The organism is Streptomyces sp. NPDC046870, assembly GCF_040704595.1.
Classification (GTDB): Bacteria; Actinomycetota; Actinomycetes; order Streptomycetales; family Streptomycetaceae; genus Streptomyces; species Streptomyces argyrophylli.
On sequence record NZ_JBEYXM010000011.1, the window covers coordinates 231,005 to 243,268 of the forward strand.

The 12,264-nt window shown below is 71.5% G+C and carries 14 protein-coding genes; 7 read left to right on the top strand and 7 right to left on the bottom strand.

Translation table 11 applies throughout. The features are described from left to right. Positions 1-82: 82 nt before the first annotated feature. The 3 genes from AB0946_RS24360 to AB0946_RS24370 all read right to left on the bottom strand — a co-directional run bounded on the left by AB0946_RS24360 (position 83) and on the right by AB0946_RS24370 (position 2,995). Positions 83-835, bottom strand: a complete 753-nt coding sequence (locus tag AB0946_RS24360; protein WP_366762757.1) for a transglycosylase SLT domain-containing protein — start codon at positions 833-835, stop codon at positions 83-85. Between the two features lie 301 nt (positions 836-1,136). Then, the gene (locus AB0946_RS24365; protein ID WP_366762758.1) at positions 1,137-2,303 is read right to left on the bottom strand and encodes an S-adenosylmethionine:tRNA ribosyltransferase-isomerase; all 1,167 of its coding nucleotides are present in this window, start codon (positions 2,301-2,303) and stop codon (positions 1,137-1,139) included. Beyond that, entirely contained in the window at positions 2,300-2,995 is a 696-nt protein-coding gene (locus AB0946_RS24370; RefSeq protein WP_366762759.1) for an SDR family oxidoreductase, read from the bottom strand. Before AB0946_RS24370 ends, AB0946_RS24365 begins: the two co-directional genes overlap by 4 nt. A 228-nt stretch (positions 2,996-3,223) precedes the next feature. Here AB0946_RS24370 and AB0946_RS24375 point away from each other — a divergent pair, with 228 nt between their 5' ends. The 3 genes from AB0946_RS24375 (at position 3,224) to AB0946_RS24385 (ending at position 5,419) form a co-directional block, all read left to right on the top strand. Then, positions 3,224-4,369: a GAF domain-containing sensor histidine kinase gene (locus tag AB0946_RS24375; RefSeq protein ID WP_366762760.1), complete on the top strand. Its 1,146-nt coding sequence runs from the start codon at positions 3,224-3,226 to the stop codon at positions 4,367-4,369. Then, positions 4,362-5,003 (top strand): response regulator transcription factor, encoded by a 642-nt coding sequence (locus AB0946_RS24380; RefSeq protein WP_366753768.1) that lies wholly within the window; start codon positions 4,362-4,364, stop codon positions 5,001-5,003. The genes AB0946_RS24375 and AB0946_RS24380 overlap by 8 nt, the downstream gene beginning before the upstream one ends. 170 nt (positions 5,004-5,173) lie before the next feature. Further along, positions 5,174-5,419, top strand: coding sequence for a chaplin family protein (locus AB0946_RS24385; RefSeq protein WP_366762776.1), 246 nt, complete (start codon positions 5,174-5,176; stop codon positions 5,417-5,419). Positions 5,420-5,625: 206 nt separating this feature from the next. Here AB0946_RS24385 and AB0946_RS24390 read toward each other — a convergent pair whose 3' ends face one another. Then, complete coding sequence (locus AB0946_RS24390) at positions 5,626-6,414, bottom strand: hypothetical protein (RefSeq protein ID WP_366762762.1); 789 nt, start codon at positions 6,412-6,414, stop codon at positions 5,626-5,628. A gap of 151 nt (positions 6,415-6,565) precedes the next feature. Between AB0946_RS24390 and AB0946_RS24395 the strand changes: the two genes are divergently transcribed. From AB0946_RS24395 to AB0946_RS24405, 3 genes are all read left to right on the top strand, one after another. Next, the gene (locus AB0946_RS24395) at positions 6,566-7,363 is read left to right on the top strand and encodes an ABC transporter ATP-binding protein (RefSeq protein ID WP_366762763.1); all 798 of its coding nucleotides are present in this window, start codon (positions 6,566-6,568) and stop codon (positions 7,361-7,363) included. Positions 7,364-7,423: 60 nt separating this feature from the next. Continuing rightward, positions 7,424-7,855, top strand: a complete 432-nt coding sequence (locus AB0946_RS24400) for an NfeD family protein (RefSeq protein WP_366762764.1) — start codon at positions 7,424-7,426, stop codon at positions 7,853-7,855. A 123-nt stretch (positions 7,856-7,978) separates the two neighbouring features. Then, positions 7,979-8,938: an SPFH domain-containing protein gene (locus tag AB0946_RS24405; RefSeq protein WP_171157659.1), complete on the top strand. Its 960-nt coding sequence runs from the start codon at positions 7,979-7,981 to the stop codon at positions 8,936-8,938. A 190-nt stretch (positions 8,939-9,128) separates the two neighbouring features. Here the strand turns inward: AB0946_RS24405 and AB0946_RS24410 are convergent, their stop codons facing one another. From AB0946_RS24410 to AB0946_RS24420, 3 genes are all read right to left on the bottom strand, one after another. Next, entirely contained in the window at positions 9,129-9,635 is a 507-nt protein-coding gene (locus tag AB0946_RS24410; protein WP_366762765.1) for an HNH endonuclease, read from the bottom strand. Between the two features lie 168 nt (positions 9,636-9,803). Beyond that, complete coding sequence (locus tag AB0946_RS24415; RefSeq protein WP_366762766.1) at positions 9,804-10,343, bottom strand: YbhB/YbcL family Raf kinase inhibitor-like protein; 540 nt, start codon at positions 10,341-10,343, stop codon at positions 9,804-9,806. A gap of 45 nt (positions 10,344-10,388) precedes the next feature. Then, positions 10,389-11,171 (bottom strand): sporulation protein, encoded by a 783-nt coding sequence (locus AB0946_RS24420; RefSeq protein WP_171157665.1) that lies wholly within the window; start codon positions 11,169-11,171, stop codon positions 10,389-10,391. A 100-nt stretch (positions 11,172-11,271) separates the two neighbouring features. Here AB0946_RS24420 and AB0946_RS24425 point away from each other — a divergent pair, with 100 nt between their 5' ends. Continuing rightward, entirely contained in the window at positions 11,272-11,922 is a 651-nt protein-coding gene (locus tag AB0946_RS24425) for a DNA-3-methyladenine glycosylase (RefSeq protein ID WP_366762767.1), read from the top strand. The last annotated feature ends 342 nt before the right edge of the window (positions 11,923-12,264 follow it).

Below are 12,264 nucleotides of genomic sequence, written 5' to 3' on the forward strand. Positions count from 1 at the left end.
TGCTGCGACGCCGAAGGGCGGCATCCCCGTGCTGGGGGTGCCGCCCTTCGGCCGTACGTCGTCGAGGTCCCGCGCCAGGGCCTCAGTACGCGCTGTTGACGTTGTCGATCGAGCCGTACCGGTGGGCCGCGTAGTTGGCGGCGGCGGTGATGTTGGCGACCGGGTCGTAGATGTTCCAGGAGGTGCCGGGGACGTGGTACGCCTGGAAGGTGGGCGGGATCACCTGGAGCAGACCCTTGGACGGGATGCCGTTGACGGCGTTGATGTCCCAGTTGTTGATGGCGTAGGGGTTGCCGGAGGACTCCCGCATGATGTTGCGGTGCAGGCCGTTGTAGCTGCCCGGGATGCGCTTGGCCTTCATGATGTCCAGGGACTTGCGGATCCAGCCGTCCAGGTTGTTGGTGTACGTCTTCGCGGCGACCGGCTCCATCTGCAGGCGCTGGGTGGAGCGGCCGGCGGCGGCCGTGACGACGTGCTGCTGCGCGGCCTTCGTGACGGCGGCGGCGACGGCGGCCTTTTTCGCGGCGGCTTCGGCGGCCTGCTTTGCGGTGGCGGCGTCGGCGGCCTTCTTCTGCGCCGCGAGGGTGTCGAGCTTGATGTTCTTGGCGGCGAGCTGGTCCGTGACCGTGCCCTTGACGTTCTGCAGCACGGTGCCGGTGGCGGCGACCTGCGCGGTCGCGGCGGGGGCGCCGGTGGTGACGGTGCCGGCGGCGTTGCCGGGAGCGGCAGAGAGGGCGAGGGCGGCGGTGCCGAGTGCGGCGACACCGGCGACGGCGATCTTGTGGTGCTTGGTCAGCTGACGACTGTAAGCACGGTTGAGGATGTTCTTGGGCATGCGTGATGGACCTCTTCGATAGCGCGGAGGTCGCTCCTGCGTCCGCCGGGGGAATCGGCTCCTCCCGCACGAACGCCGCGGGGCCGGAAAGCCCGCGGCGCTGAGCGACGGAAGCAATTCTTAGCGGGCGCAAAATGCCCAGGCAAAGGTGTGACGTACGATGCCCGATAGTGGATCAGGGAAGGGCAAAACAGGACAGACCGGACCGTCTGTCCCGTTCATGTGGGGGGTTTTATCTCCTATGCCCGTTCGTACGTGATGTGGGCCCTATGCTCGGGCTCACATCGAGCGCCATGCCATCTCACGGCTTGTTGCCCTCGCAATGCTCTCGGTGAGGGCTCTCCTCCGGTAGGAGGAGGTGGACATCGCCGAACTCGTGCCACAGGTAGAGCGCGCGCAGCGCCTCCTCGTAGGCCCGCTCCACCGCGGCCCGCCCGGCGACGGCCTCCAGCATCAGCAGATGGGAGGCCTCCGGCTCGTGCAACCCGGTCAGCAACCCCTCCACCGCTCGTATTCCGCGCTCGGGCGTCACGACCAGATCCGTCCACCCCTCGGTCGCCCGCACCACGCCGTCCGGCCCCACGGCCGACTCCACGGCGCGCACGGCCGTCGTCCCCACCGCGATCACCCGGCCGCCCGCCCAGCCGGCAGCGCCCTTCCGGGGAAGCGCTTCGAACCGCTCCCGGCCCGCCCGGACCTGGTTGATCAGCCGTGCCGACGCCTCGGGCACCGAGAACCGCTCCGGATACGGCGGCTCGTGCGCCTGTGCCGACGAGACCCCTGTGTGCAGCGTCACCGGCGCGAACCACACCCCCCGGCTCACCAGCTCGGCCACCAGCCGCGCGGTGAAGGGCCGCGCCGCACTCGGCATCTCGGCACTGCCCGACCCGTCCGGCGAGGGCAGCGCGAACACCGTCTGGTAGGCGGACAGCGGCTGGTCCCGCTCCGTGTACGAATAGCGGATGGGCCGCCCGTGCCCGCCGAGCACCTCCCGCACGTCCGCCCCGGCGACCCGTGCCCACCACAGCCGCTCACCCCGCCTGCTCAGCGGCTCCTCCAGCAGCAGCCGCCCCCCGCCCGGCAGCGCCACCTCTTCCCCCGCGGGCGAGCCCGCACGCGCGCGCGTAGTACCGCGCCCGTCCGGTTCCCGCAGCTCGACCGCCCACCGCCCGTCGTCCCCGCGCGTGGAGAAGTGCACCACCACGCGCGCGTGGCCGATCCGCCCGTCCACCGCGGCGGCCAGCGTCGGGGAGGTGTTCACCACCAGCACGTCCCCGGCCCGCAGCAGCCCCGGCAGCTCGCGGAACGCGTGGTGCGCCACCTCCGTCCCCTGCGACACCAGCAGCCGTACGGCGTCCCGCCCCAGCCCCGGCCCCCGCTGCTCGGCGGGCACGCGCGCGGACAGCTCCTCGGGGACCTTCCCCCACTTCCGGGGCCCGCGCGGGAAGACCCCCGTGGACACGGTCACCGTGCCTCCAGCAGAGACGGCGCCGCGTACCGCCCGCTCGCCGGCCGCTCGTCCAGCAGCCGCAGGAACGCCGGTACGACGTCGGCGGGCGCCGGACGCGGCGCGTCGTCGTCCGGTACGGCCGCCGCGTACAGGTCCGTCGCCATGTCCCCGGGATCCACCGCCCACACCCGCAGGCCCGGCTCCTCCACCCCGAGCACCGCGGCGAGCCGGTCCAGGGCCGCCTTGGAGGCGCCGTAGCCGCCCCACGTCCCGTACGCCTCCGCCGCCGCGTCCGAGGAGACCGCGATCACCGTGCCCGCCGGCGACGCCTGCAGCAACGGCAGCGCCTCCTGGACCAGCCCGAGCGCCGCCACCACGTTCACCTCCAGCGCCCGCCGCAGCCCCTGCGGCGGCAGCTCCGCCAGCCGCACCAGCGGCTCGGCGCCCAGCGCGCTCGCATTGCTCACCAGCAGGTCCACCCCGCCCAGCCGCCACGCGGCGGCCACCAGCTCCGCCCGGTGCCCGCCGTCCGTGACGTCCCCGGGCAGTGCCACCACCCGCGAACCGTGCCCCGCGACCGCCTCCGCGGTCTCCTCTAGGGCGTCGGCTCCCCGGGCGTCGAGCACCAGGTCCCACCCCCGTGCGCCCAGCGCCTCGGCGAGCGCCCGCCCCAGGCCCTTCGACGCCCCCGTGATGATCGCTACCGGCATGACTACCGTCCCCTCGTCGCTCACCGCCACCCTCGGGCGGTGACCCCAACCTAGGAACGGCACCCCCCGACCGCCTCGGACGCGGGTCGCAGAGCGCCGGGGCCCTTCGGCGTACGCCCGACGCCCCCGTACCGGCGGCCTACGCCACCGGGCCTAGGCCCAGCGGACCGGGGCCCGCCGTCACCGGGCGGATCCGCGCCGCCGGACCCCGCCGGTACCGTGAGGAACATGAGTCAAGGCCCCCGGTCCGGCCTCGCCGCGGTGAGTTCCGCGCTGCTGGCCATGAGCAGGCACCTGGAGATGCGCGACGTCCTCAAGACGATCGTCGCCTCCGCCCGCGAGCTGCTCGACGCGCAGTACGCCGCACTCGGCGTCCCGGACGACCACGGCGGCTTCGCCCAGTTCGTCGTGGACGGCGTCAGCGACGAGCAGTGGCGCGCCATCGGCCCGCTCCCGCGCCAGCACGGCATCCTCGCCGCGATGCTGCACGAGGCGAAGGCCGAGCGCCTCGCCGACGTGCGCAAGGACCCCCGCTTCGAGGGCTGGCCGTCCGCCCACCCCGACCTCGCCGACTTCCTGGGCCTGCCCATCCGCTACGGCGACGAGGTCATCGGCGCCCTGTTCCTCGCGAACAAGAACTGCCCCAAGCCCGAGGGGAGTTGCGGCTTCACCCAGGAGGACGAGGAGCTGCTCTCCCTCCTCGCCCAGCACGCCGCCATCGCCCTCACCAACGCCCGCCTCTACGAGCGCAGCCGCGAACTGACGATCGCCGAGGAACGCTCCCGCCTCGCCCACGAACTGCACGACGCGGTCAGCCAGAAGCTGTTCTCCCTGCGCCTGACCGCCCAGGCGGCAGCCGCCCTCGTCGACCGCGACCCCGCCCGCGCCAAGGGCGAACTGCACCAGGTGGCCACCCTCGCCGCCGAGGCCGCCGACGAACTGCGTGCCGCCGTGGTGGAGCTGCGGCCCGCCGCGCTGGACGAGGACGGCCTGATCGCCACCCTGCGCACCCAGACGCGGGTCCTCGACCGCGCCCACACCGCGCGCGTGACCTTCACCAGCAACGGCTTCCGTGCCCTGCCCGCCGCCCAGGAGGAGGCCCTGCTCCGGGTCGCCCAGGAGGCCCTGCACAACGCCCTGCGCCACTCCGGCGCCGACCGGGTCGAGGTGACCGTGGACCGGCGCGGCAACGGAGCCGTCCTGCGCGTCACCGACGACGGCGGCGGCTTCGACCCCTCGGCGGTCCGCCGCGCCGGCCGCCACCTCGGCCTGGTCTCGATGCGGGACCGGGCGAGCGGGGTCGGCGGCACGCTGACCGTGGAATCCGCGCCCGGCAAGGGCACCACGATCGAGATGGAGGTCCCCGGTGGGTGAACCGATCAAGGTCCTGCTGGTCGACGACCACCAGGTCGTCCGCCGGGGCCTGCGCACCTTCCTGGAGGTACAGGACGACATCGAGGTCGTCGGCGAGGCCGCCGACGGCGCCGAGGGAGTCGCCCGCGCCGAGGAGCTGCGGCCCGACGTCGTCCTCATGGACGTCAAGATGCCGGGCACCGACGGCATCGACGCCCTGCGCAGGCTGCGGGAACTCGACAACCCCGCGCGCGTGCTCATCGTCACCAGCTTCACCGAGCAGCGCACGGTCGTGCCGGCACTGCGCGCGGGCGCCGCCGGGTACGTCTACAAGGACGTGGACCCCGACGCCCTCGCCGGGGCCATCCGCTCCGTGCACGCCGGGCACATCCTGCTCCAGCCCGAGGTCGCCGGTGCCCTGCTCTCCCAGGACGAGGCCGGCACCGGACAGGGCAGGGGAGGTTCGCTCACCGAGCGGGAGCGCGAGGTGCTCGGCCTGATCGCGGACGGCCGCTCCAACCGCGAGATAGCCCGCGCGCTCGTCCTGTCCGAGAAGACCGTCAAGACGCACGTCTCCAACATCCTGATGAAACTCGACCTCGCCGACCGCACCCAGGCCGCCCTGTGGGCCGTACGCCACGGCGTGACCGGCTGACACGCCCTGACCCACGCCCGACCCGCGGCAACACGGAAGGTCACGGTCCCCACCGAGATTCATACCGTCGTGGGAATGTCACCCGGATGGCGCACCCTCGCGGTGATCTCCGCCGTTCTCCCGTGCGTGCCGCGGAGATCGCCGCGGTGAACGACCAGGAGGGGAAGACAGTGAAGAACCTGAAGAAGGCGGCGGCCGTGACGATGGTGGCCGGGGGACTGGTGGCGGCCGGCGCCGGTCTGGCCTCGGCCCACGGCGGCGCCCACGCGGCCGGCGAGGCCGCCGGCTCCCCGGGCGTCGGCTCGGGCAACGTCGTCCAGGTCCCGGTGCACGTCCCGGTGAACGCCGTCGGCAACAGCGTGAACGTCATCGGCGGGCTGAACCCGGCCTTCGGCAACCTCGGCCTCAACCACTGAGATCCCCGCCGACGACGACCGCAGGCCCCCCGGCGCACCCGGGGGGCCTGTCTGGTGGTCGCCCCCCTGCCGGTACGCCCGCCGGGCGTCGCGTCCGCACGGCCCAGGCCCGGCCGACGTCCTCTCCGCGCCGGCCCCGGGCTCGGCAGGCGTCTGCGCCGCACCCGGGCCGTACGGACGGCCGCGCCGGTCCCGCGCCGCCCGGCTCACCGCACCCCGCGCTCCCGCTCCTCCACGAACGAGTTGTACGCCGCGACCTGCGCCCGCCGGGCCGTCCGCTCCACCGGCCGCAGCGCCGCCCCCCGGGCCGCCATCTCCGAGGCGCTCACCGCGCCCCCGTGACCGTTGCCGTAGGCCAGCGACACCAGCAGCCCCACCCGCTGCGCCAGCTCCAACACCCGCACCGCGCGCGACGGGTACCCCGGCGCCAGCACCTCCCGGCCCCGCTCGGCCCGCGCCCGGTACGCGTCGATCGCCGCCTCCGCCACCGGCCCCGACCCGGCGACGTCCAGCTTCGACAGCACCTCGGTCGCCTCCCGCAGCGCCTCCGCCAGCTCCCGCTCGGCCTCGCCCAGCGACGGCACGTCGGCGGGCGGCGCCTCCCGCACCGGCAGCACGTGCCAGACCACCTCGGCATGTACATCACCCTCGGGCCCGGCCTCGTACACCTCGGGCACCAGCCCGAACGCGGCGCCGTGACAGACCACCGCCTCCTCGGCCTCCAGCGCCCGCGCGTTGAACTCCGGCGGGCCGCTCAGCCCCAGCGGATGCCCCGGCGCGGGCAGCGCCACCCGCAGTCCCGTCACCCCCAGCGTGCGCAGCCGACCCAGGGCGAGGGTCAGCCCGACCGGCGCGGACTCACCGGGCAGCCCCTCCACCCGGTGCACGGCGTCCTCGCCCACGACGGCGAGTACGGCGTCATCCGGAGAGACAAGTCCGGCCAAAAGGGCATTGCCCCAAGCGGCAAGGCGTCCTGAACGCGGTTCCGAGAGCATGCCCCCACCCTAAGGACCGGACCGATGGAATGGAGCGGGGCACTCGTGGCGTAGATTTCATAAGGGCTGCGCCCACCGGCGCGGCGGACCCGAGCCACAGGCGTACGCGACAGCCGAGACCGGCCACACTGCAAGGGGAGACAACGCGCTCATGAGCGATGTTCTGGAGCTTCAGGACGTATCCGTGGTCCGTGAGGGCCGGGCTCTGGTGGACCAGGTCTCCTGGTCGGTGAAGGAGGGCGAGCGCTGGGTCATCCTCGGTCCCAACGGTGCCGGCAAGACCACCCTCCTGAACGTCGCGTCCAGCTACCTCTACCCCAGCAAGGGCACCGCCACCATCCTCGGCGAGACCCTCGGCAAGCCCGGCACCGACGTCTTCGAGCTGCGCCCCCGCATCGGCATGGCCGGCATGGCCATGGCCGACAAGCTCCCCAAGCGCCAGACCGTGCTGGAGACGGTCCTGACGGCCGCCTACGGCATGACCGCCCACTGGCAGGAGGAGTACGACGAGGTCGACGAGCGGCGCGCCCGCGCGTTCCTCGACCGCCTCGGCATGAGCGACTACCTGGAGAGGAAGTTCGGCACCCTCTCCGAGGGCGAGCGCAAGCGCACCCTGATCGCCCGCGCCCTGATGACCGACCCCGAGCTGCTCCTGCTGGACGAACCCGCCGCCGGTCTCGACCTCGGCGGCCGCGAGGACCTGGTGCGCCGCCTCGGCCGGCTCGCCCGTGACCCCATCGCCCCCTCGATGATCATGGTCACGCACCACGTCGAGGAGATCGCCCCCGGCTTCACCCACGTCCTCATGATCCGCCAGGGCAAGGTGCTCGCCGCCGGCCCGATCGAGCTGGAACTCAGCTCCCGCAACCTCTCCCTCTGCTTCGGCCTCCCGCTCGTCGTGGAGCAGGTCGGCGACCGCTGGACCGCCCAGGGTCTGCCCCTGTCCTGACCCCCCTGCTCTCCCCCGCGCGCCCTGTCCGCCGCCCGACCGCGGCCCTACCATGACCATGTGAACGACATCGACGCATGGGTGTGGTGGCTCATCGGCGCGGCGGCGCTCGGAATCCCGCTCGTGGTCACCGCGTTGCCGGAGTTCGGCATGCTCGCGGTGGGGGCCGTGGCGGCCGCGGTCGTCTCCGCCCTCGGCTTCGGCGCGGTCATCCAGGTCCTGACGTTCGTGGTCGTCTCCGTCGCCCTCATCGCCGTCGTCCGGCCCATAGCCGCCCGGCACGGTCGGCGCGGTCCCCAACTCGCCACCGGCGTGGAGGCGTTGAAGGGCAGGCAGGCCGTCGTCCTGGAACGGGTCGACGCGTCCGGCGGCCGCATCAAACTCGCCGGGGAAGTGTGGTCAGCCCGCGCCCTCGACACCGGCCGCGCCTACGAAGCGGGCCAGGAGGTGGACGTCGTGGACATCGAGGGGGCCACCGCGATCGTCATCTGAGGGCCAACTCACCGAGAACGACTCACGAGTTGCGCGACGGTCTGTCAGACTCGACAGCAAGATCTTCAACAGTCATGAGATCTGCCGAAAGCGCAGAGGCGGAGAAGGGTACGGGGAACGACGATGGAACCGGTCATCATCGTCCTGATCATCCTGGTGGTGTTGGTCTTCATCGCCCTGATCAAGACGATCCAAGTCATCCCACAGGCCAGCGCGGCCATCGTCGAGCGCTTCGGCCGCTACACGCGGACGCTGAACGCGGGCCTCAACATCGTGGTCCCGTTCATCGACACCATCCGCAACCGCATCGACCTGCGCGAGCAGGTCGTCCCGTTCCCGCCGCAGCCGGTGATCACCCAGGACAACCTGGTCGTGAACATCGACACGGTCATCTACTACCAGGTCACCGACGCCCGGGCCGCCACCTACGAGGTCGCCAGCTACATCCAGGCGATCGAGCAGCTCACCGTCACCACCCTGCGCAACATCATCGGCGGCATGGACCTGGAACGGACCCTGACCTCCCGCGAGGAGATCAACGCGGCCCTGCGCGGGGTCCTGGACGAGGCCACCGGGAAGTGGGGCATCCGCGTCAACCGCGTGGAACTGAAGGCCATCGAGCCCCCGACCTCCATCCAGGACTCGATGGAGAAGCAGATGCGCGCCGACCGTGACAAGCGCGCCGCCATCCTCACCGCGGAAGGCACGCGCCAGGCCGCCATCCTCACCGCGGAGGGCGAGAAGCAGTCGCAGATCCTGCGCGCCGAGGGCGAGGCCAAGGCGGCGGCCCTGCGCGCCGAGGGCGAGGCCCAGGCCGTCCGTACGGTCTTCGAGGCCATCCACGCCGGCGACCCGGACCAGAAGCTGCTGTCCTACCAGTACCTCCAGATGCTCCCGAAGATCGCCGAGGGCGACGCCAACAAGCTCTGGATCGTCCCCAGCGAAATCGGCGACGCCCTCAAGGGCCTCTCCGGAGCGATGGGCAACTTCGGCCCCCTGGGCGGAGGTTCGGGCAACAACGGCTCATCGGGCAACGGCGGCTCCGCCGGTTCCGAGCGCCGGGAGAAGCCGAGCATCGACTGAGGCACGCCGAGAACGCCGGGTTCCTCCCCGCGTCCCTCAGGGGCGCGGGGAGCCGTGTGAGAAGCGGCAGGCAACCCGAGGCCGCCGACCGACAGGACGCGACGGAACCCCAGGGTCTTTCGTTTGGATCAGGCCGGATCAGGGCGCGGTGCCAGGGCCCGCGAGCCCGGCATGATCCAAACGAGAGGCCCTAGGCCGCATCCCGAGCGAGCCACTCAGGAAGCGCATCGAAGTCCTCGGCGCCCAGGGCCAGGAGCATCGCATCCGCCGGCGTCGGCTCGAACGGCTCCCGCAGCAGCGCCATCCCGGCCTCCTCCGGAGTCCGGTTCGCCTTCCGGTGGTTGTCCTCCGCACACGCGGCGACCGTATTCAGCCATGAGTCCTGCCCGCCCCGTGACCGCGGCACCACATGGTCCACGGTCGTCGCCCGCCGTCCGCAGTAGGCGCACCGGTGCCGGTCCCTGACCAGCACCCCCCTCCGCGACCACGGGGCTTGTCTTCGGAACGGCACTCGGACATACCGGCACAACCGGATCACCCGAGGCGCCGGTATGTCGACATCGGCGCCCCGCATGCGCAGTTCGGGATGGGCTTGCTCGACGACGGCCTTGTCCTGGAGCACCAGGACGACCGCACGGTTCAGCGTCACCGTCGACAGCGGCTCGAAGCTCGCGTTCAGCACCAGCGTGTCACGCATCCAGCCCACCTCCCGTGTGCACCTGCCCACCCCCCGGCGGGCTCGGATCAACTCTGGACGGGCGCGCCGAGATGGACAACGCAATAAAAAATGCCCGCCTCCGATCACTTCCAAGACCGGAGGCGGGCAAACGTTCAATGAACCCTTGGCTGAATCCTTGCGGTGACGTCAGCCCTGCGCGGGGTTCTCGTACTCACCGATGAGCTGGGCACGCGCGATCGTGTGGAACCGCAGGTTGAAACCGACGACGGCCGGGGACACGTCCGCGTCCGGACCCAGCTTCTCCTGGTCCACCGCGTACACCGTGAACACGTACCGGTGCGGGCCGTCCCCGGGCGGCGGAGCGGCACCCCCGAAGTCCTTCGTCCCGTAGTCGTTGCGCACATGTACGGCGCCCGGGGGCAGCCCCTCGAACTTCCCGCTGCCCGCACCCGCCGGCAGCTCCGTCACGGAGGCCGGGATGTCGAACAGGACCCAGTGCCAGAACCCGCTGCCGGTCGGCGCGTCGGGGTCGTAGCAGGTCACGGCGAAGCTCTTGGTCTCGGGCGGGAAGCCCTCCCAGCGCAGTTGCGGCGACGTGTTGCCCTCCGCGTGCACCTGGGCGCTCCCCAGCGTCGCACCCTCCTCGATGTCCTCGCTCGTCACCGTGAACGACGGCACGGGCGGATGAAAGTCATGGGGGAGCGGCCGCCGCTTGAGCTCGGTCACCTCGGTACCTCCTGATCGATGATCTGGAACCAGCGGTTCCCGAGCCTAGAACCAGTTGCGCTTGCTGCCGACCTCGGACAGCCACTGGTTGAGGTAAGCCGCCCAGTCGGTCCCCTGCCAGTCGTTCAGACCCACCTGGAAGGAGCGGAAGGTGTCCGAGCCCTCGCTGAACAGGCCCGCCTTCTTGTCCATCTCCAGCACGACGTCCATCGCGTGCTCGTCGGCGACGAAGCTCAGCTCGACCTGGTTCAGCCCCCGGTACTGCGACGGCGGGAAGAACTCGATCTCCTGGTAGAAGGGCAGCCTCTGCCGCGTGCCCCGGATGTGGCCGCGCTCCATGTCGGCGCTCTTGAAGCGGAAGCCCAGCTGGATGAAGGCGTCCAGGATCGCCTTCTGCGCCGGCAGCGGGTGCACGTTGATCGGGTCCAGATCCCCGGAGTCCACGGCCCGCGCGATCGCCAGCTCGGTGGTCACACCGATGTTCATCCCCCGCAGCGCCTGTCCGTCGATCATGGTGATCGGCGTCTCCCAGGGGATCTCCAGCCCGAACGGCACCGCGTGCACGGCACCCGCCTGCAACTCGAAGGCACCGCCGAGCCGGACCTTGGTGAACTCGATGTCCTGCTTGTACTCCTGGTCGCCGCTCTCGACCTCGACCTTGGCCTGCAGACCGACGGACAGCCCCTCGATGGCCTGGTTCACCGATCCGCCCTGGATCCGCACCTCACCCTGGACGACGCCACCCGGTACGACGTTGACCTCGGTCAGCACCGTCTCGACCGACGCCCCGCCGGCCCCCAGGCTCGCGAGCAGCTTCTTGAACGCCATGACTCTCCCTTTACGAATGGACCCTCGACCCGTACAAACGCGATCCGCCCGCGCCCGGTTCCGCCGGCGCGCCGCCCCGTCTGGACTACCCTCGGAGCGCATGATCGCGCCCCCGGACCGTACGCCACTGCCCCGAGCCTTCTTCGACCGCCCGGTACTGGAGGTCGCCCCCGACCTCCTCGGCCGCGTCCTGGTCCGGACGACCCCCGACGGCCCGATCGCCCTGCGCCTCACGGAGGTGGAGGCGTATGACGGCCCGAACGACCCCGGCTCGCACGCCTACCGCGGTCCCACCGCCCGCAACGCGGTGATGTTCGGCCCGCCGGGACACGTGTACGTCTACTTCACCTACGGCATGTGGCACTGCATGAACCTGGTCTGCGGACCGGAGGGCCGGGCCAGCGGGGTGCTGCTCCGCGCGGGCGAAGTGGTGGAGGGCGCCGAGCTGGCCCGCAAACGACGCGTCTCGGCCCGCAACGACAAGGAACTGGCCAAGGGACCGGCCCGGCTGGCCACAGCCCTGGAGGTCGACCGGGCCCTGGACGGCGCCGACGCGTGCGCCTCAGGAGAGGCCCCCCTGAAGATGCTCACGGGGACGCCGGTCCCCTCCGACCAGGTACGCAACGGTCCCCGCACCGGAGTCGCCGGCGAGGGAGGCGACGGTGACCTCCACCCGTGGCGCTTCTGGATCGCCGACGACCCCACGGTGAGTCCCTACCGCGCCCACGTACCGAAGCGCCGTCGAAGTTGACGCGGCCCGTCGAGGTGCGTAATGTAGCCCAAGCCGCTGAACCGGGTACGGCGATCGCCTGCAGCCGGAGCGGCCAACCCACTACCTAGCTCAAGCCCCTCTGCGGGGTCGTTTTCGGCGCACCCGTGCGTTCGAATTCGAACTCGCGAGACTCGATTATGAGTTCCCGAGGGAATCGGCTAACGTAGTGAATGTCGAAAGGGCGGACGGCGAAAGCCGAAAACCCCGGGACACCCCGCCGGCCGGGAATCGGATCGAGAAAAGATCTGATAGAGTCGGAAACGCAAGACCGAAGGGAAGCGCCCGGAGGAAAGCCCGAGAGGGTGAGTACAAAGGAAGCGA

Excerpts from the sequence above, each read along its gene's own strand:
- AB0946_RS24360 (WP_366762757.1), bottom strand. The coding sequence starts at position 835 with ATGCCCAAGAACATCCTCAACCGTGCTTACAGTCGTCAGCTGACCAAG.
- AB0946_RS24370 (WP_366762759.1), bottom strand. The coding sequence starts at position 2,995 with ATGCCGGTAGCGATCATCACGGGGGCGTCGAAGGGCCTGGGGCGGGCG.
- AB0946_RS24375 (WP_366762760.1), top strand. The coding sequence starts at position 3,224 with ATGAGTCAAGGCCCCCGGTCCGGCCTCGCCGCGGTGAGTTCCGCGCTG.
- AB0946_RS24390 (WP_366762762.1), bottom strand. The coding sequence starts at position 6,414 with ATGCTCTCGGAACCGCGTTCAGGACGCCTTGCCGCTTGGGGCAATGCC.
- AB0946_RS24395 (WP_366762763.1), top strand. The coding sequence starts at position 6,566 with ATGAGCGATGTTCTGGAGCTTCAGGACGTATCCGTGGTCCGTGAGGGC.
- AB0946_RS24405 (WP_171157659.1), top strand. The coding sequence starts at position 7,979 with ATGGAACCGGTCATCATCGTCCTGATCATCCTGGTGGTGTTGGTCTTC.
- AB0946_RS24410 (WP_366762765.1), bottom strand. The coding sequence starts at position 9,635 with ATGCGTGACACGCTGGTGCTGAACGCGAGCTTCGAGCCGCTGTCGACG.
- AB0946_RS24420 (WP_171157665.1), bottom strand. The coding sequence starts at position 11,171 with ATGGCGTTCAAGAAGCTGCTCGCGAGCCTGGGGGCCGGCGGGGCGTCG.
- AB0946_RS24425 (WP_366762767.1), top strand. The coding sequence starts at position 11,272 with ATGATCGCGCCCCCGGACCGTACGCCACTGCCCCGAGCCTTCTTCGAC.